The 20,004-nt window shown below is 33.0% G+C and carries 19 protein-coding genes and 1 pseudogene; 18 read left to right on the forward strand and 2 right to left on the reverse strand.

Going from position 1 to position 20,004, the window contains the following annotated elements:
• Positions 1-16 precede the first annotated feature (16 nt).
• Positions 17-826, reverse strand: a complete 810-nt coding sequence (coaW, locus tag EL082_RS03660) for a type II pantothenate kinase (protein ID WP_015364817.1) — start codon at positions 824-826, stop codon at positions 17-19.
• 243 nt (positions 827-1,069) lie between these two features.
• Between coaW and EL082_RS03665 the strand changes: the two genes are divergently transcribed.
• From EL082_RS03665 to EL082_RS03675, 3 genes and pseudogenes are all read left to right on the forward strand, one after another.
• Positions 1,070-1,930, forward strand: coding sequence for a GNAT family N-acetyltransferase (locus EL082_RS03665; RefSeq protein ID WP_002467231.1), 861 nt, complete (start codon positions 1,070-1,072; stop codon positions 1,928-1,930).
• Positions 1,931-2,043: 113 nt separating this feature from the next.
• Positions 2,044-2,573 (forward strand): annotated as a pseudogene (gene rpoE / locus EL082_RS03670) (DNA-directed RNA polymerase subunit delta).
• 330 nt (positions 2,574-2,903) lie between these two features.
• Positions 2,904-4,511 (forward strand): CTP synthase, encoded by a 1,608-nt coding sequence (locus EL082_RS03675; protein ID WP_015364819.1) that lies wholly within the window; start codon positions 2,904-2,906, stop codon positions 4,509-4,511.
• A gap of 53 nt (positions 4,512-4,564) precedes the next feature.
• Here the strand turns inward: EL082_RS03675 and EL082_RS03680 are convergent, their stop codons facing one another.
• Positions 4,565-5,086 (reverse strand): DUF2529 domain-containing protein, encoded by a 522-nt coding sequence (locus EL082_RS03680; RefSeq protein WP_002466744.1) that lies wholly within the window; start codon positions 5,084-5,086, stop codon positions 4,565-4,567.
• A 218-nt stretch (positions 5,087-5,304) separates the two neighbouring features.
• On the opposite strand from EL082_RS03680, the gene fdaB reads away from it, so the two are divergent.
• From fdaB to wecB, 15 genes are all read left to right on the forward strand, one after another.
• Positions 5,305-6,165 (forward strand): class IIb fructose-bisphosphate aldolase FdaB, encoded by an 861-nt coding sequence (gene fdaB, locus EL082_RS03685; protein ID WP_002466755.1) that lies wholly within the window; start codon positions 5,305-5,307, stop codon positions 6,163-6,165.
• A 313-nt stretch (positions 6,166-6,478) separates the two neighbouring features.
• Positions 6,479-7,738 (forward strand): UDP-N-acetylglucosamine 1-carboxyvinyltransferase, encoded by a 1,260-nt coding sequence (locus EL082_RS03690; RefSeq protein ID WP_019236009.1) that lies wholly within the window; start codon positions 6,479-6,481, stop codon positions 7,736-7,738.
• An 87-nt stretch (positions 7,739-7,825) separates the two neighbouring features.
• Positions 7,826-8,164, forward strand: a complete 339-nt coding sequence (locus EL082_RS03695) for a winged helix-turn-helix transcriptional regulator (RefSeq protein WP_002466765.1) — start codon at positions 7,826-7,828, stop codon at positions 8,162-8,164.
• A 276-nt stretch (positions 8,165-8,440) separates the two neighbouring features.
• Entirely contained in the window at positions 8,441-9,868 is a 1,428-nt protein-coding gene (locus tag EL082_RS03700; protein WP_002466777.1) for an aldehyde dehydrogenase family protein, read from the forward strand.
• A 262-nt stretch (positions 9,869-10,130) separates the two neighbouring features.
• On the forward strand, positions 10,131-11,447 hold the full coding sequence (gene rho, locus EL082_RS03705) for a transcription termination factor Rho (RefSeq protein WP_002466784.1): 1,317 nt from the start codon (positions 10,131-10,133) through the stop codon (positions 11,445-11,447).
• A gap of 111 nt (positions 11,448-11,558) precedes the next feature.
• The gene (locus tag EL082_RS03710; protein ID WP_002451669.1) at positions 11,559-11,816 is read left to right on the forward strand and encodes a type B 50S ribosomal protein L31; all 258 of its coding nucleotides are present in this window, start codon (positions 11,559-11,561) and stop codon (positions 11,814-11,816) included.
• A gap of 255 nt (positions 11,817-12,071) precedes the next feature.
• Positions 12,072-12,671, forward strand: coding sequence for a thymidine kinase (locus tag EL082_RS03715; protein ID WP_002466778.1), 600 nt, complete (start codon positions 12,072-12,074; stop codon positions 12,669-12,671).
• Positions 12,671-13,747, forward strand: coding sequence for a peptide chain release factor 1 (gene prfA / locus EL082_RS03720; RefSeq protein WP_015364822.1), 1,077 nt, complete (start codon positions 12,671-12,673; stop codon positions 13,745-13,747). The genes EL082_RS03715 and prfA overlap by 1 nt, the downstream gene beginning before the upstream one ends.
• A complete protein-coding gene (gene prmC, locus EL082_RS03725) occupies positions 13,734-14,570 on the forward strand; it encodes a peptide chain release factor N(5)-glutamine methyltransferase (protein ID WP_015364823.1) in 837 nt (278 codons plus the stop codon). The genes prfA and prmC overlap by 14 nt, the downstream gene beginning before the upstream one ends.
• A 166-nt stretch (positions 14,571-14,736) precedes the next feature.
• Positions 14,737-15,780: an L-threonylcarbamoyladenylate synthase gene (locus EL082_RS03730; RefSeq protein WP_002466748.1), complete on the forward strand. Its 1,044-nt coding sequence runs from the start codon at positions 14,737-14,739 to the stop codon at positions 15,778-15,780.
• Positions 15,777-16,217 carry a low molecular weight protein arginine phosphatase gene (locus tag EL082_RS03735; protein WP_002466767.1) on the forward strand — a complete coding sequence of 147 codons (441 nt, stop codon included), beginning with the start codon at positions 15,777-15,779 and terminating at the stop codon, positions 16,215-16,217. The genes EL082_RS03730 and EL082_RS03735 overlap by 4 nt, the downstream gene beginning before the upstream one ends.
• Positions 16,218-16,309: 92 nt before the next feature.
• Positions 16,310-16,834, forward strand: coding sequence for a TIGR01440 family protein (locus tag EL082_RS03740; protein WP_002466769.1), 525 nt, complete (start codon positions 16,310-16,312; stop codon positions 16,832-16,834).
• A 22-nt stretch (positions 16,835-16,856) separates the two neighbouring features.
• Positions 16,857-18,095, forward strand: coding sequence for a serine hydroxymethyltransferase (gene glyA / locus EL082_RS03745; protein WP_002466747.1), 1,239 nt, complete (start codon positions 16,857-16,859; stop codon positions 18,093-18,095).
• Between the two features lie 38 nt (positions 18,096-18,133).
• A complete protein-coding gene (upp, locus tag EL082_RS03750) occupies positions 18,134-18,763 on the forward strand; it encodes a uracil phosphoribosyltransferase (RefSeq protein ID WP_002451661.1) in 630 nt (209 codons plus the stop codon).
• Between the two features lie 40 nt (positions 18,764-18,803).
• Positions 18,804-19,925, forward strand: coding sequence for a non-hydrolyzing UDP-N-acetylglucosamine 2-epimerase (gene wecB, locus EL082_RS03755; protein WP_037539794.1), 1,122 nt, complete (start codon positions 18,804-18,806; stop codon positions 19,923-19,925).
• Positions 19,926-20,004 lie beyond the last annotated feature (79 nt).

Genomic DNA, 20,004 nt, shown 5'->3' on the forward strand with positions numbered 1-20,004 from the left:
GACCTCCTTTTTTTGTTTAATTATGATCATTCAGATGTATTGCACCAATTGCCCCAGAAAAGGCTCCATGTTCAATGTAAAATGGATTGAATCCTCTTAATACAGTATAATCTTCAATTACTTTACGTAATAACGGATTATTGTTGAATGAAGAACCTATGTAAACAACATTATCCGTTTGATGTTCACGAGCAACTGTGATAGACATTGTTGTAATGACTTCTCCCACAACGCCCACTACAGAGGCTAGTTTATTCTCTATTGAAAAGTCTTCATTCATATGATGTAATACATTCCCAAAGTTTGCTGCTGTTAAATCACCCGGAATAGGAGGTTCGCAATCTTTATAAATATGTTTGACTTTTAAATCAATCGTATCTCTGTCGCCTTTTTGAGCCAAATCTGTTAATTGTTTATAATCTGAAATTTGACTTAATAAGTATCCAAGACCCTGAATCATACCGCCACCAGTACCGATACCTCCAACACGTTGTTGCTGATGACCATCAAAATAATGTAGTGAAGTACCTGTACCTACATTAGCAAAAATATATTGATTAATATCATGACCTTGTTCTTTAAGTAAAATACCTAGTCCTTTTGAAGCAGCATCAAACTCAACAAAATTTTGAGTGGGTTTTGTTAGTTGTTCAGCTATTATACTTGCTTGTCCACCAGTCAAACTTAAACTTTCGAATTCAATGTGGTTTAACCACTGTATCACTTTATCAATATTAATGGTAAGTTCGGTGTGATATTCACGTTTATCTTCGAATTCTTGAACGATTTTAATTAAAGTTCCACCAGCATCGATTCCAATTTTCATTTCCGCATTCACCTCAAATCAAAAATCCATCACCCATAATAGTATAATAAATTAAGGGAAATACAAGAGTTTATTTTATTTTAAAAAAATAAAACCATCAAACAATGCAATTCAATTACAATTCTAAAAGAGTACTTTGTATACATTTAATTTGGTAGATATTTTAAATTTTATGAGAATTCATATTACAATAGGGTAAAGTAATATATAATAAGTGATTAATTAAAGATAGGGGATTAACTTATGAATATAAAAAAGCAATTTGAAGATATAACGATTCAAGTGTTTGAAGAACAATATCGTGAAGATATATTAAATTTTGAATTAAGTGAGAGACAACAAATATATTCTTCATTACCTAAAACGGTTTTAGAAGAAGCGCTGAATGACGAAAATCGTGTTGCTAATATTGCAAAGAATAAGGATGGAGAAGTAGTGGGGTTCTTCGTATTACATCAATATTATCAACATGAAGGTTATGATACACCTGAAAATGTCGTTTATGTACGATCATTGTCAGTTAATGAACGTTATCAAGGACATGGCTACGGTACTAAAATGATGATGTATTTACCTCAATATGTACAAGCGTTGTTCCCAGACTTTAACCATTTGTTTTTAGTTGTTGATGCTGAGAATCAAGCAGCTTGGAATGTGTATGAACGTGCAGGTTTTATGCATACAGCTACAAAAGAAGAAGGACCAATTGGTAAAGAAAGGTTGTATTATCTAGATTTAGATTCTAAACATGTGTCTTCATTGAAACTCGTTGAAAACGAATCTTCAGAAGAAGCTAATATTCATTTAATTAACTTACTTAAAGATGGAGAAAAAGTAGGTTTTATAGGTATTGAACAGATTGAAGATAGAATGCGCATTTCTGGAATTGAAGTTAATAAAACGCATCGAAATGAAGGTATAGCAGAAAGTGCATTAAGACAATTACCGACCTATATACGTAAAAACTTTGATAATATTAAAGTATTATCCATTACATTGTATGGAGAAAATAACGAATTAAGTCCACTGTGTATTAATAGTAACTTTGTAGAAGTAGAACAAGCAGAGGATTACATTCTATTTGAAAAATATATAAATTATTAACAGAGATTGCGTAAACGCCCATTGTCATTTATAATTTATTTTTGTTACTATTAATTAACGAAATTTGACCTACTAGTTTAAGATAAAAATCCTTTGAAAGGAAGTATTTTATAATGAAAATTAAAGATTACACAAAAGAAATGGTAGATGAAAATCATTTATCGATATGGCTTACACACTTCTAAATGAAAAAGGCGAAACAATGAATTTATATGATATTATTGATGAATTCAAAGCCTTAGGTAATTACGAATACGATGAAATTGAAAATCGTGTTGTTCAATTCTATACAGATTTAAATACTGATGGTCGTTTCTTAAATATCGGCGAAAACCAATGGGGGATTCGTGATTGGTATTCAGTAGATGATATTGAAGAAAAAATTGCACCAACTATTCAAAAATTTGATATTCTTGATGACGATGATGAAGAAGATAAAAACCTTAAATTATTAGGTGAAGATGAAGCGGATGACGATGATGATATTCCAGCAGTTACAGACGATCAAGAAACATTAAATGATCCTGAAGATGAACAAGTCGAAGATGAAATTAATGAAACTGATATCGTTATTGACGAAGAAGATGAAGATGACGATGATGACTTTGATGATGAAGAAGAGGAAGAAGAATATCAAAGCTAAATTTCTAATTGACTTTTAGTATAAAAATGATAGAATTTTATTTGGGCTCCTTTAAATAGGACACGTGTATAAATATTATACGCTCCCCTTACAAATATGTGAGAGGGAGCGTTTTTTTATTTTAATAAAATAAGATTCCAATGTAATGTTTAATGTTGTAGAATGAATATTATTTAAAAGTAATGACTAAATACATTGTGACATAAAGCATATGTGAATGTATTAAACACATTGTTCCTTTCTAATTAAATACATACTTAATTTATAGTAAATGCTTTTGATTTTAAGTAAATAATATGCAAACTCTAATAAAATTCAGGAGGTCAAATCATGACAAAGTTTATATTTGTAACAGGTGGCGTAGTTTCATCATTAGGTAAAGGGATTACTGCTGCATCTTTAGGAAGATTATTAAAAGATAGAGGTCTTGAAGTTACGATTCAGAAATTTGATCCATATTTAAATGTCGATCCAGGAACAATGAGTCCTTATCAACATGGTGAAGTTTTTGTAACTGATGATGGGGCTGAAACGGATTTAGATTTAGGACACTATGAACGTTTTATCGATATCAATTTAAATAAGTATTCAAACGTAACTGCAGGTAAAGTATACTCACACGTCTTGAAAAAAGAGCGTCGTGGTGATTATTTAGGTGGAACAGTACAAGTAATTCCACACATCACTAATGAAATTAAAGAGCGCTTGTTATTAGCTGGAGAAAGTACTAATGCTGATGTTGTTATTACTGAAATTGGTGGTACAACAGGGGATATTGAGTCTTTACCATTCTTAGAAGCAATTCGACAAATTAGAAGTGATTTAGGTAGAGAAAATGTAATGTATGTTCACTGTACACTATTACCATATATCAAAGCAGCAGGCGAAATGAAAACTAAACCAACGCAACATAGCGTTAAAGAATTACGTGGATTAGGTATCCAACCAGACCTAATTGTTGTTCGTACTGAATATGAAATGACACAAGACTTAAAAGATAAAATTGCTTTATTCTGCGATATTAATAAAGAAAGTGTTATCGAATGTCGTGACGCTGATTCATTATATGAGATTCCACTACAATTGAGTAAACAAGAAATGGACGACATTGTTATTAAACGTCTACAATTAAACGCTAAATATGAAACGCAATTAGATGAATGGCAGCATTTACTAGATACTGTAAATAGTTTAGATGGTAAGATTACCATTGGTTTAGTTGGTAAATATGTAAGCCTACAAGACGCATATTTATCTGTGGTAGAATCACTTAAACATGCAGGTTATCCATTCAAAAAAGATGTTGTTGTTAAATGGATAGATTCAAGTTTAGTAACAGATGAAAATGTCGAAAGTTACCTATCTGATGTAGATGGTATTCTAGTACCAGGTGGATTTGGTTTCCGTGCTAGCGAAGGTAAAATTTCATCAATTAAATATGCACGTGAAAATAATGTTCCGTACTTTGGTATTTGTTTAGGAATGCAATTAGCTACAGTGGAATTTGCACGTAATGTTTTAGGTTTAGAAGGTGCACATTCAGCTGAATTAGATCCTAGCACACCACATCCAATTATTGACTTATTACCTGAACAAAAAGATATTGAAGATTTAGGTGGTACTTTAAGATTAGGATTATATCCTTGTACAATTAAAGATGGTACTTTAGCACATTCTATTTATAATGAAAATAATATTGAAGAAAGACATCGTCATAGATATGAATTTAACAATGATTATAGAGAGCAATTAGAAGCTAATGGAATGGTATTCTCTGGAACAAGTCCAGATGGAAGATTAATTGAGATGGTAGAGATTCCAGAAAAAGATTTCTTTATTGCATGTCAATTCCATCCAGAGTTTTTATCTAGACCAAATAGACCGCAACCTATTTTTAAAGCATTTGTTGAAGCAGCTTTAAAACATCAACAAAAATAATATTAATAAAGCCTATGGATATGAATTAGTTCATACCCATAGGCTTTATCATTTTATAATTCTAAATCACGTGTCATTTCAACCATTTGTGTATAAATATCATAATAAATATAGTTAAAAGCAATAGGGTGAGGTTGTACTATCTTATCGTAATCTTCAGTGTATACGATCGGTCTAGGTGTAGACAAGTTGATAAAATGCATTAAATGTTCAGGGAAATCATCTCGTTTAGGATGATTGCATACAAGTACAAAGTCGACATCTGTTTCAATTAATTGTTTCACGTCACATTCGACGTCTTCATTATATGTAGGTGAAAATAAAAATACGCGATCTGTTGTATCTAGTTCTTCAAAGTTATTTAAATCTGATAGTGGTAAGCTCGATTTTAATTTTTCATGACTATTTAAAATAAAGTCTTCATAAAATTTTAAATCGTCATATCCTTTAACATAAACATGGCCTTCTCCACCAATAGCTTGAATTAAACATTGTGCACCCATTTGTACATCTAATGCTTGTTTTTCTATTCTATCGAAGATACCAATTAATTGCGTATTAAGTATTTTTGACATAATTTTCCTCCATTCTATTCATTAAAATATTGTAAATAAACCCATGATTGAATGCAATGATTAAAACTAATTATAATTGGATACGTTTCCAAATCTAGTAGTGGTAAGGATTGTGAAAATTGTAAATTTTAAATCATCTATTCGAATGCATTTAAGTAGTAATTTTGTTATAATGAGTTTGAAAAAATACGTGCTCAAGCACTCAAGGAGGAACTATAATGCCTTTAGTTTCAATGAAAGAAATGTTAATCGATGCAAAAGAAAATGGTTATGCGGTTGGTCAATACAACTTAAATAACTTAGAATTTACTCAAGCTATTTTAGAAGCTTCTCAAGAAGAGAATGCACCAGTTATTTTAGGTGTTTCTGAAGGAGCTGCTCGTTACATGAGCGGATTCTATACAGTAGTTAAAATGGTTGAAGGATTAATGCATGACTTAAACATCACAGTACCAGTAGCAATCCATTTAGACCATGGTTCAAGCTTTGAAAAATGTAAAGAAGCAATTGATGCTGGATTCACTTCAGTAATGATTGACGCTTCTCATAGTCCATTTGAAGAAAATGTGGAAATTACTTCTAAAGTAGTTGAATATGCTCATGAAAGAGGCGTTTCAGTAGAAGCTGAATTAGGTACAGTTGGTGGTCAAGAAGACGATGTAGTAGCTGACGGTGTCATCTATGCAGATCCTAAAGAGTGTCAAGAACTAGTTGAAAAAACTGGTATCGATACTTTAGCACCTGCATTAGGTTCAGTACATGGTCCTTATAAAGGTGAACCTAAATTAGGTTTCAAAGAAATGGAAGAAATTGGTGCTTCAACTGGTTTACCATTAGTATTACATGGTGGTACTGGTATCCCAACTAAAGACATTCAAAAAGCGATTCCTTACGGTACTGCTAAAATTAATGTTAACACTGAAAACCAAATTGCTTCAGCTAAAGCTGTTCGCGATGTATTAAACAATGATTCTGAAGTTTACGATCCACGTAAATATTTAGGACCTGCTCGTGAAGCAATTAAAGCAACAGTTAAAGGTAAAATTAAAGAATTCGGTACTTCAAACCGTGCTAAATAATTAAATATCTTTTAATAAGCCATTAAACCTAGGTTTAATGGCTTATTTTTATGCTATAATGATTACGAAATTTATAAAATTGCATAAGTTTTAAGCTTACTAAATAGAAATGTGGAATTGTTAGCATATACAAATCAACACAATTTAAAGTAGAGAATACAGACTTTAAATTCGTAATTTCAAACTGATATGATATAAAATAATGTTGAAATAGCTATGTATTCATGAACTATTTTACAAACAAAGTAAAATTATTTTATAATGCTAATAATGTAAATTTTTAACAAATGAAGGAAACAAAGGAGAAAAAGATATGGCTCAAGAGGTAATCAAAATTAGAGGTGGAAAGACACTTAAAGGAGAAGTGAATATTAGTGGTGCTAAAAATAGTGCTGTAGCAATTATTCCTGCTACATTATTAGCCCAGGGACATGTAAATTTGGATGGGTTGCCACAAATCTCTGATGTAGAAACACTTGTTAGCTTATTAGAAGATTTAAATATTAAAACAAAATTAGATGGTACTAAATTAGATGTTGATACAACTCAAATTGAAAATGCACCACTACCAAATAATAAAGTTGAATCTTTAAGAGCCTCATATTATATGATGGGAGCAATGCTAGGGAGATTTAAAAAGTGTGTTATTGGACTTCCTGGTGGTTGTCCGTTAGGGCCACGTCCAATAGATCAACATATTAAAGGATTTAAAGCACTAGGGGCAGAAATCGATGAATCTAGTGACACGTCAATGAAAATTGAAGCTAAACAATTAAAAGGAGCTAATATCTTTTTAGATATGGTGAGTGTTGGTGCTACAATTAATATTATGTTGGCTGCAGTACATGCTGAAGGTCAAACAGTTATTGAAAATGCAGCAAAAGAACCTGAAGTCGTAGATGTGGCTAATTTCCTTATTAGTATGGGTGCACAAATTAAAGGTGCAGGTACAACGACAATTAAAATTACTGGCGTAGATACATTACATGGTACAGAATATCAAGTGATACCAGACCGTATTGAAGCGGGATCATACATGTGTATGGCGGCTGCTGCTGGAGAAGAAGTCGTAATTAATAATATAGTACCAAGACATGTTGAAGCATTAACAGCTAAATTAAAAGAATTAGGTGTCGATATTGAATTAAGCGATGAAAAAGCGATTATTAGAAAGAGCGAACCGTATCATAGTGTTGATATCAAAACGCTTGTATATCCCGGATTTGCAACAGATCTTCAACAACCGATTACACCACTATTATTTATGGCAAATGGTCCATCGTTTGTTACAGATACAATTTATCCTGAAAGATTTAAGCACGTAGAAGAACTGCAACAAATGGGAGCTAATATTAATAAAGATAATGGCACAGCAACGATTAAACCATCAACACTTAATGGTGCAGAAGTTTATGCAAGTGATTTAAGAGCTGGTGCATGCTTGATTGTAGCTGGTTTAATCGCGGAAGGTGTTACAACGATATACAATGTTAAACACATTTATCGTGGGTATACTCAAATTGTTGAACATTTAAAAGCACTTGGTGCAGAAATTTGGACTGAAACAGTTTAAAAAATGTGGTATAATAAATATACTTAAAATTATAAGCACAGATTTTAGTGCATTAGTATTAAGATATTTGAGTGAGAGGTGAGTATTATGGAAGTATGTCCTTATTTAGAAGAAACTTTTAAAATATTAGGACGCAGTTGGAACGGTTTAATCATCAACTATTTATCTAGATGCGAAGACCAATCTGCACATTTTTCCGATTTGAAAAGAGACTTGAAAACAATCACGCCTCGTGCACTAAGTATTAAACTGACTGAATTAGGAGACTGGGGATTGGTTGAAAAAAGAATCGTATCCACTAGTCCAGTAACCATTATTTATGAATTGACAGAAAAAGGAAGTTCATTGGCTGAATCTTTAAAACCAATTGAAGAATGGGCACAAAATAACATTAATCTAGAATCAGAAGCAGAAACTGTAAAATAATTCAGGCAGTTATACTTAGAATTGTTTTTATTTCTAGATCATGACAAGATCCCTATTATTAATTTAAAAAAGAGGGATATATTATAAGAGTGAGGCAATATAATGATTGCTTCACTCTTTTTCTAACTTACTTTACAGATTAATTTAATTTGATTTAGGTGTAATAAATTCTATATTAAAAACGATTAAGCGCAATTGAATCGATGAGCAAATATGTTTAACTTTGTAACAATATGGTTAGAATAGTTGTATAACAAATCTAAGGAGTGAAGTTTAATGAGACATTTCACTAAACAATATATTAATGGTGAATGGGTTGATAGTGCTAGTGGTGAAACAATAGAAGTAATTAACCCTGCAACTGAAGAAGTCATTGGTTCAGTGGCTAAAGGTAACGAAGAAGATGTGAATAAAGCAGTTGAAGCTGCAGATAATGTTTATTTAGATTTCCGTCATAGTTCGGTTGAATATAGAAGAGATTTATTAGATAAAATCGTTAAGGAATATGAAAATAGAAAAGAAGATATCGTACAAGCAATCACTGATGAACTTGGTGCGCCATTATCAATTTCTGAAAAAGTCCATTATCAAATGGGACTTAATCATTTCACTGCAGCTAGAGATGCTTTAGACAGTTTTGAATTTGAAGAACAACGTGGTGACGATTTAGTTGTTAAAGAAGCTATCGGTGTAGCAGGATTAGTTACACCATGGAATTTCCCAACTAACCAAACATCACTTAAATTAGCTGCAGCATTTGCGGCAGGGAGTACTGTTGTATTAAAACCATCAGAAGAAACACCATTTGCTGCTGTTATATTAGCTGAAATCTTTGATAAAGTAGGCGTGCCTAAAGGTGTATTTAACCTTGTAAATGGTGACGGTGAAGGTGTAGGTAATCCGTTAAGTGAACATCCTAAAGTTAGAATGATGTCATTTACAGGTTCAGGCCCTACAGGTTCAAAAATTATGGAAAAAGCAGCTAAAGACTTCAAAAAAGTGTCACTAGAACTTGGTGGTAAATCACCTTATATCGTTTTAGATGATGTTGATATTGAAGAGGCAGCTAAAGCAACAACAGGTAAAGTTGTCAATAATACTGGACAAGTATGTACTGCAGGTACACGTGTATTAGTACCAAATAGTATTAAAGAAGACTTCTTAAAAGCTGTGAAAGCACAATTTAGTTCTGTTAAAGTCGGTGATCCTAGAGAAGAAGGTACACAAGTTGGACCGATTATTAGTAAGAAACAATTTGACCAAGTTCAATCATATATTGATAAAGGTATTGAAGAAGGTGCAGAATTATTTTACGGAGGTCCTGGTAAACCTGAAGGTCTAGAAAAAGGATATTTTGCTCGTCCTACTATTTTCATTAACGTTGATAATCATATGACTATTGCTCAAGAAGAAATTTTTGGTCCTGTTATGTCAGTGATCACTTATAATGATGTAGACGAAGCAATTAAAATAGCAAATGATACGAAATATGGTCTAGCTGGTTATGTCATTGGTAATGATAAAGACACATTACACAAAGTGGCACGTTCAATTGAAGCTGGAACAGTTGAAATTAATGAAGCTGGACGTAAACCAGATTTACCATTTGGTGGTTATAAACAATCTGGATTAGGTCGTGAATGGGGCGACTACGGAATTGAAGAATTCTTAGAAGTAAAATCAATTGCAGGTTATTTTAAATAATTAAATCAATATTGTTGTTAAATTTTTATTAATGCACGTTACGTCATGGCGTAACGTGCATTGTTTTTAATACGTTAAATACAAAATTCGTTTTGTATTTAAATTAAAAATTTGCTATAGTTATTCTAGTATTTAGAAGGTAATGAAGAATAAAGACGAGAGAAATACTTTAATTTGCATTTTTAGCAATTGCTATTAAATATCCGTCATTGTTCTTTCAAAATCTTTTTAACATAAAAAATAAGGAAATGGGTGCAAGTCTATGCCTGAACGAGAACGAACTTCTCCTCAATATGAATCTTTCCACGAACTATACAAAAATAACACTACTAAAGAACTCACTCAGAAAGCTAAATCTTTAAAATTAACTAATTATAGTAAATTGAATAAGAAAGAACTTGTATTAGCTATCATGGAAGCTCAAATGGAGAAAGATGGCAATTATTACATGGAGGGTATTTTAGATGATATCCAACCCGATGGTTATGGTTTCTTAAGAACTGTCAATTATTCTAAGGGTGAAAAAGACATCTATATTTCAGCAAGTCAAATTCGCCGTTTTGAAATAAAAAGAGGCGATAAAGTAACAGGTAAAGTTCGTAAACCGAAAGATAATGAGAAATATTATGGATTACTACAAGTGGACTTTGTTAACGATCAAAATGCTGAAGAAGTAAAAAAACGTCCTCACTTCCAAGCGTTGACACCTTTGTATCCAGAAGAACGAATTTTACTAGAAACTGAACCAAGAAATTATTCAACACGTATCATGGATTTAGTAACACCTATTGGTTTAGGACAACGTGGGCTCATTGTAGCGCCACCTAAGGCAGGTAAAACCTCATTACTTAAAGAAATTGCTAATGCAATTATTACCAATAAACCAGAAGCTAAATTATTTGTCTTGTTAGTTGGTGAGAGACCTGAAGAGGTAACTGATATTGAACGTTCAGTAGAATCAGCTGAAGTTGTGCATTCAACTTTTGATGAACCACCACAACATCACGTAAAAGTTGCAGAACTATTATTAGAGAGAGCTAAACGTCTTGTGGAAATAGGCGAAGATGTCATTATATTAATGGACTCAATCACTCGATTAGCTCGAGCATATAACTTAGTCATTCCACCTAGCGGCCGTACACTTTCTGGTGGTCTTGATCCAGCATCTCTTCATAAACCAAAAGCCTTTTTCGGTGCAGCTCGAAATATCGAAGCGGGTGGCAGTTTAACTATTTTAGCTACAGCCTTAGTAGATACAGGGTCAAGAATGGACGATATGATTTATGAAGAATTCAAAGGTACTGGTAATATGGAGCTTCATTTAGATCGTAAATTATCTGAACGACGTATCTTCCCAGCTATAGACATAGGCCGAAGTTCTACACGTAAAGAAGAATTGCTAATTAGTAAGGCTGAATTAGATACATTATGGCAACTTCGTAATCTCTTCACGGATTCTACTGATTTTACCGAGAGATTTATTCGTAAGTTAAAACGTTCAAAAAATAATAAAGATTTCTTTGAACAACTACAAAAATCGGCAGAAGAAAGCACAAAAACAGGTAAACCTATTATTTAATTTTTCAAAGGGTTGCGTTTTACATTAATTACTATTATAATTACCAAGTATTGGGTAAAAACTCACAAATAACTCTGTTCCAGATGGTTCAGGGCAAAGGAGCTGAAAACAATGAAACAAGGAATTCATCCTGAGTATCATAAAGTTATCTTTTTAGATACTACTACAAACTTTAAATTCTTAAGTGGTTCTACTAAAACATCATCAGAAACTATGGAGTGGGAAGATGGTAATGAATACCCAGTTATTCGTTTAGATATTTCTTCTGATTCACATCCTTTCTATACAGGACGTCAAAAATTCGCTGCTGCGGATGGTCGTGTGGAACGCTTCAACAAAAAGTTTGGTCTCAAATCAAACAACAACTAATTTTAAGTTTAGACTGTCTACACCATGTCAATGGTTATGTAGGCAGTTTTTTTTATTATAGTCTATTTAGAGATAAACTTGATAATTAATATAGATGGAAGTAATTTAGAAATGAGATTAGCTAAGGGAAAATACTGTAACTAACTTTTTCGAGTTATTATTGTATAATAGAATAGATTGCAAAAATAGCATTTATGATATTTTAAAATATGATATAATTAAGCGATTATGTTTTGAAAAAGGGTGGAACGCTTAATGTATGAAACTTATCATTCCGGATGGATAGAATGTATTACCGGAAGTATGTTTAGTGGTAAATCAGAGGAACTTATACGTCGACTTAGACGAGGGATTTATGCTAAACAGAAAGTTATTGTTTTTAAACCAGCAATTGATGATCGCTATCATAAAGAAAAGGTAGTTTCACATAATGGCAATGCAATTGAAGCTATAAATATTTCAACAGCTAGAGAAATTTTAAATCATGACTTATCTCATGCAGATGTTATCGGCATTGATGAAGTTCAATTTTTTGATGAAAATATTGTAAGTATCATACAACAACTTGCTGATCAAGGTCATCGTGTCATTGTGGCTGGATTAGATATGGACTTTAAAGGCGAACCGTTTGAGCCAATGCCTAAATTATTGGCTTTAAGTGAGCATGTTACAAAATTGCAAGCTGTATGTGCGGTATGTGGAGGGCCTTCAAGTCGAACACAAAGACTTATCGATGGTCAACCGGCTAAAGCAGATGATCCTATTATTTTAGTAGGTGCTAATGAAAGTTATGAACCAAGATGTAGAGCGCATCATATTGTAGCGCCAAGTGAAAATGAGAAGGAGGAAATGTAGTGTTTGACCAATTAGAAATTGTAGAGGAAAGATATGAACAATTAAATGAAATGTTAAGCGATCCAGATGTCGTAAACGATTCAGATAAATTACGTAAATATTCAAAAGAACAGGCAGAATTGCAAAAAACTGTAGATGTTTATAGAAGCTATAAAAGTAAAAAAGAAGAATTAGCAGATATTGAAGAAATGCTAAATGAAACTTCTGATAAAGAAGAAATTGAAATGTTAAAAGAAGAAAGTTCAAGTTTAAAAAATGAACTTCCTGAAATGGAAGAACAATTAAAATTATTGCTTATTCCTAAAGATCCTAATGATGAAAAAGATGTTATCGTTGAGATTCGTGCGGCAGCTGGTGGCGATGAAGCGGCAATTTTTGCAGGAGATTTAATGAGAATGTACTCTAAGTATGCTGAAGCTCATCATTTTAAAACAGAAATTGTTGAAGCATCTGAAAGTGACCACGGAGGCTATAAAGAAATCAGTTTCTCAGTATCAGGTAATGGTGCTTACAGCAAACTTAAATTTGAAAATGGTGCACATCGTGTTCAACGTGTTCCTGAAACTGAATCTGGTGGTCGTATTCATACCTCTACAGCTACAGTAGCAGTTTTACCAGAAGTCGAAGATGTAGAAATTGAAATTAGAAATGAAGACTTAAAAATTGATACGTATCGTTCAAGTGGTGCAGGTGGTCAGCACGTTAATACAACCGACTCAGCTGTACGTATTACCCACTTACCAACAGGTGTCATTGCTACTTCATCAGAAAAGTCTCAAATACAAAACCGCGAAAAAGCGATGAAAGTATTAAAAGCAAGACTTTATGATATGAAATTGCAAGAAGAACAACAAAAATATGCATCACAACGTAAATCAGCAGTAGGTACAGGTGATCGTTCAGAGAGAATTAGAACGTATAACTATCCTCAAAGTCGTGTAACTGATCATAGAATTGGTTTAACATTACAAAAACTTAGTCAGATTATGGAAGGCAATTTAGATGAAATTATCGATGCTCTAACATTATCTGAACAAACAGACAAATTGAAAGAATTAAACAATGGTGAGTTATAAGGATTACTTAGCAAATGCGATTTCATTAGCAAAAGAGAAAGGCTATGAACAAACACGAGCTGAGTGGTTATTACTTGATACATTTAATTGGTCACGTACGGACTACCTTATTCATATGAATGATGAAATGTCAGTCGCTGACAAAGCCAAACTCGGTTTAAATTTACAAAGAATGCTATCTGGGGAGCCTATCCAATATATTGTGGGATTTCAATCTTTTTATGGATACCGATTTACAGTATCTGATCGATGCCTCATTCCTAGACCTGAAACTGAAGAAGTGATGCTACATTTTTTAAATCTATGTAACGATGGCGATGCTATAGCAGATATAGGGACAGGCAGTGGTGTGTTAGGCATTACATTAAAAAAGTTAAAGCCTACTTTAAGCGTAATAGCTACCGATTTGTATGAAGATGCATTAGATGTGGCACGATTAAACGCAGAACAACACGGAGAAAACATTGATTTCATTCAAGGTAATGCATTAAAACCTTTGATTGAACGAAATATTAAATTAAATGGTTTAATATCTAATCCGCCATATATTGATGTCAAAGAAGTCAAAGATATGGCCAAAACAGTCGTAGACTATGAACCACATCAAGCATTATTTGCTAAAAGTGAAGGTTATGCTATTTATCAATCGATTCTAAATGATTTACCAAAGGTGCTCTTACCAGGTGCACATGTGGTGTTTGAAATTGGATATAATCAAGGTCAGACTTTAAAAGACATGGTCAATAACATGTATCCAGATAAGGGAGTCTCAATTTATCAAGATATTAACCAACTAGATAGAATTTTAGAAATTAAATGGTAAAGTCACGCTCATTTAAATAAATGGATTACTTTTAATTATTAAATTCTTAAATGTATTTAACATAGTTGTGGGGTGGGAATGGGCTTACTTTCAATTGTATATTGAAAGATGAAAAGCTATCCCGCCTTTTTTATGTTAAGTCAAGGAAGAGAGGTGGAAATAAAAAGTGGAGACAAAAATTTGGGATTTAAGATCGTACAGAAATGATATTCAACAAAGTACAGACGTATTGGAAATTAAAGACACAGTATTAAACGGTGGTTTAGTTGCATTACCAACCGAAACAGTATACGGGTTAGGTGCAGACGCTACTAATCAAGAAGCTGTTAGTCAAATTTACGAAGCAAAAGGCAGACCATCTGATAATCCATTAATTGTTCATATTCACGATATGTCACAGATGAATGATTTTATCGATAAAGTAGAGCCCAGAGTACAACAATTAATGGAAACATTTTGGCCAGGACCAATTTCATTTATATTACCTCTAAAGTCGGGGTATCTATGTCCGAAAGTAACTGGTGGTTTGAATTCGATTGCAGTGCGAATGCCAAGTCATCCCATTGGTAGAGGTGTTTTACAACAGATTGATAAACCAATTGCGGCACCAAGTGCAAATATTAGTGGTAGACCATCTCCGACAACGTTTGAACATGTATACCAAGATTTGAATGGTAGAATTGACGGAATTATTAATGGTGATCAGAGCGAAGAAGGTTTGGAAAGTACAGTATTGGATTGTACACAATACCCTTTTAGAATTGCACGTCCAGGTTCAATAACTAAGATGATGCTTGAAAACGTAATTCCTAACTGCATAGAGTCATCAAATTATAATGAAGCTTCTCAACCTATCGCACCTGGAATGAAATATAAGCATTATTCGCCAGATACTCCAGTAACCATTTTAAAAGAATTAAATAAAAAAATTCTAGATAACAAAAAATGGGAACAGGTAGCGTTCGTTGTGCCTGATAGTTTGTCGCATTTTCTACCTAAAGAAGCCACATATATCAAATTATGTGATAATGAAGCTGATATCAAACAAGCGAATCATTTACTATATAGCATTTTGCATGAAATCGATCAACGTGTAGATATTATTCAAGCATATATTTATGGATTTGATGAAAGTGATCAATCTGAGGCAATTATGAATCGTATGTTGAAAGCTGCTGGAAATAAAATTGTGAAAGAGGCGTCTTTATGAAAGTGATGTTTGTTTGTACAGGCAATACCTGCCGAAGTCCAATGGCTGAAAGTATAGCTAAAGCTTTATTTAATAAAGAAAATATTACAGTAGAATCAAGAGGTATATTTGCTTTAGATCATCAACCAGTCTCAAAATTGTCACAAGAAATCATACAAGAACATGGATTACCACATCCATCATTAACACAGTCGTTTTCTGAAAAAGATATCGAAGCAAATCTGATTTTAACCATGTCACAATCACATAAAGACATTTTAAAATCGCAATATGGTACAACTTTAAATATATTTACTTTAAGTGAATTTGTAGGTGACACATCAGAAGTTAATGATCCATATGGTGGGGATAAACAAATTTATTTGAAAACTTATAAACAAATTTATGACTTAATTAGTAAAATTAATCCAAAAGATCTGCAAGAGAATTATATATAATTAGTATATGTTACGCTTTAAATACGTTATAATAAGGGAGTATAGCAAGTTTGCTATGTTCCTTTTTTATATTTTAAGGGGGTGGGTTTTAAATGCAAGATTTTTCAATGTTGTTAGAAGAATTAAAAGCGATGTCATTTTTTAATGAAGGTGAAATATGTTTGATTGGTTGTTCAACTTCTGAAGTGCTAGGTGAACACATCGGTTCAGTAGGATCAATGGAAGTAGCTGAATCGATATTTAATGATTTAAATGAAATTAAATTACAAACAGGTGTTTCGTTTGCATTTCAAGGATGTGAACATATCAATAGAGCAATCACCATTGAAAGATCCGATTTTAATCCACTGACAATGGAAGAAGTTACTGTTGTTCCAGATGTTCATGCAGGTGGCAGTTTAGCAACTTATGCATATCAACATATGGAAGACCCAATCGTTGTTGAACATATCACCGTGCCTAAAGGTATAGATATAGGTCAAACATTAATAGGTATGCATATTCAACATGTTTGCGTACCGGTTAGAACAAGTGTAAAGCAAGTTGGGGAAGCAATCGTTACCATTGCGACATCTAGACCTAAGAAAATTGGTGGCGAACGTGCAAAATATAATTAATTAGTTGAAAGAAGGGGTTTATATGTCTTACATCGAAAAGCAAGATAAAGTAATTTTTGAAGCCATTGAGCAAGAGTTTAATCGACAAAATAATAATATTGAGTTAATTGCATCAGAAAACTTTGTTTCTGAAGCTGTTATGGAAGCACAAGGTTCAGTACTAACTAATAAATATGCAGAGGGCTATCCAGGTCGTCGTTATTATGGTGGTTGTGAGTTTGTTGATGTAACTGAATCAGTTGCCATTGATCGTGCCAAAGCATTATTCGGTGCTGAGCATGTAAATGTGCAGCCACATTCAGGATCTCAGGCAAACATGGCTGTATATTTAGTAGCGTTAGACTATGGAGATACAGTTTTAGGTATGAATTTAAGCCATGGTGGTCATTTAACTCATGGATCTCCAGTGAATTTTAGTGGTAAATCATATCATTTTGTTGAATATGGCGTAGATAAAGATACAGAACTTATTAATTATGATGAAGTACGTAAGTTAGCCATTGAACATAAACCTAAATTAATCGTTGCAGGGGCATCTGCTTATTCACGACAAATTGATTTTAAAAAATTCAAAGAAATCGCTGATGAAGTAGGCGCTAAATTAATGGTTGATATGGCACACATTGCAGGGTTAGTAGCAGCAGGTTTACATCAAAATCCTGTCGAATATGCTGACTTTGTTACGACAACAACACATAAAACTTTACGTGGACCACGTGGTGGGATGATTCTTTGTAAAGAAGAATACAAAAAGGCAATTGATAAAACAATGTTCCCAGGAATCCAAGGCGGACCACTTGAGCATGTGATTGCTGCAAAAGCAGTTGCTTTCGGTGAAGCGTTACACAATGATTTCAAAGTATATCAAAATCAAGTAATTAAAAATGCAAAAGCATTGGCAGAAGCATTATCTAAAGAAGGTTTTAGAATTGTATCAGGTGGAACTGATAATCATCTTATAGCTGTTGATGTTAAAGGTTCTGTGAATATCACAGGTAAAGTAGCAGAAGAAACACTTGATAAAGTTGGTATCACTTGTAATAAAAATACTATTCCATTTGATCAAGAGAAACCTTTTGTGACAAGTGGTATTAGATTAGGAACACCAGCAGCCACTACACGTGGTTTTGATGAAACAGCATTTGAAGAGGTTGCAAAAATCATTAGCTTAGCATTAAAAAATCATGAGGATGAAACTAAGTTAAATGAAGCAAAATCACGTGTTTTAGCGTTAACTGAAAAATATCCTTTATATCAATAATATTAAGGAATTTTTAGAAATATTGGAGGAAATGAAAAATGAGTAAAGTACATGTATTTGATCACCCATTAATTCAACACAAATTAAGTTATATTCGCGAGGCTCATACTGGCACAAAGGAATTTAGAGAACTTGTTGATGAAGTTGGTATGCTTATGGCTTACGAAGTAACAAGAGATCTAGAGTTACAAGATGTCGAAATTGAAACACCTGTAACTAAAATGACAGCTAAACGTTTAGCGGGTAAAAAATTAGCAATTGTACCTATATTAAGAGCTGGATTAGGTATGACAGAAGGTATTTTAAGTTTAGTTCCGGCAGCTAGAGTAGGACATATTGGACTTTATAGAGATCCAGAAACACTTGAAGCGGTAGAATACTTCTCTAAAATGCCTCAAGATATTGATGAGCGTGAAATTATTGTTGTTGATCCTATGTTAGCAACAGGAGCTTCGGCGATTGAGGCTATCACGTCATTAAAAAATAAAGGTGCCAAAAATATTCGTTTTATGTGCTTAATTGCAGCGCCTGAAGGTGTAGAAAAAATGAAAGAAGCACATGATGATGTTGATATTTATATTGCTGCTTTAGATGAGAAACTTAATGATAAAGCTTATATCACACCAGGTTTAGGTGACGCGGGAGATAGATTATTCGGCACTAAATAGAAAATGAAAACGGAGATAGATACGTTTGAAGAAAAAAATTATGACAATCTTTGGGACTAGGCCGGAAGCTATCAAGATGGCGCCGCTAGTCAAAGCAATAGAAAATGATAACCAATTAGAAGTATGTGTAGTCGTTACAGCACAACATAGAGAAATGTTAGATTCTGTATTAAACACATTTGATATACAACCTGATTATGACTTAAATATCATGAAAGAGGGTCAAACACTTTCAGAAATTACATCTAAAGCTATGATGGAGTTAGAGTCAATAATCAAACGTATTAACCCTGATATGGTATTAGTTCATGGAGATACAGCAACTACATTTTCAGGAAGTTTAGCGGCATTTTATAATCAAGTACCGATTGGTCATGTAGAAGCAGGTTTGAGAAGTTTTGACAAATATTCACCTTATCCTGAGGAAATGAATAGACAAATGGTAGGTGTACTATCTGATATTCATTTTGCACCTACCTCAAATGCTCAAAAGCATCTGTTGGATGAAGGTAAGAAAAAGTCTTCGGTTGTAGTGACAGGTAATACTGCAATTGACGCTTTGAATTATACAGTTAATGAGGATTATCAATCTGAGATACTTGAAAAGCACAAAAACAAGAAAATTTTGTTATTAACTGCTCATCGTAGAGAGAACCTTGGAGAGCCAATGGAAAATATCTTTAAAGCTGTCCGAAAACTTGCTGACGAAGATGAATCATTAGTTGTTGTATATCCAGTGCATATGAATCCTACAGTTAGAGGTATCGCTCAGAAAATTTTAGGGAATCATGAAAGAATAGAACTCATTGAACCATTAGATGTGTTAGATTTTCATAATTTTGCTAAACAAGCATATTTAATTCTTACAGATTCTGGTGGTATCCAAGAAGAGGCACCTTCATTACACAAACCAGTATTAGTATTAAGAGACAATACTGAGAGACCTGAAGGCGTTGATGCGGGCACTTTAAAAGTAGTTGGTACTTCATTAGATAATGTTTATAAAGAAACTAAACACTTATTAGAAGATCAACAAGCCTACCAACGTATGTGCAATGCTAAAAATCCATACGGAGATGGTAAATCTTCAGAAAGAATAGTGAATCATATTAAGTATTATTTTAATTTAACAAATGAAAAACCAAAAGATTTTAATCAATAAAAAATGTATTCCGTTTAAATGTGGCTAATTTGTGACAATTTTGCCTTAAAATTTAACAACAATTTGAATAGAATTGACA

The organism is Staphylococcus warneri, assembly GCF_900636385.1.
Lineage (GTDB): Bacteria > Bacillota > Bacilli > Staphylococcales > Staphylococcaceae > Staphylococcus > Staphylococcus warneri.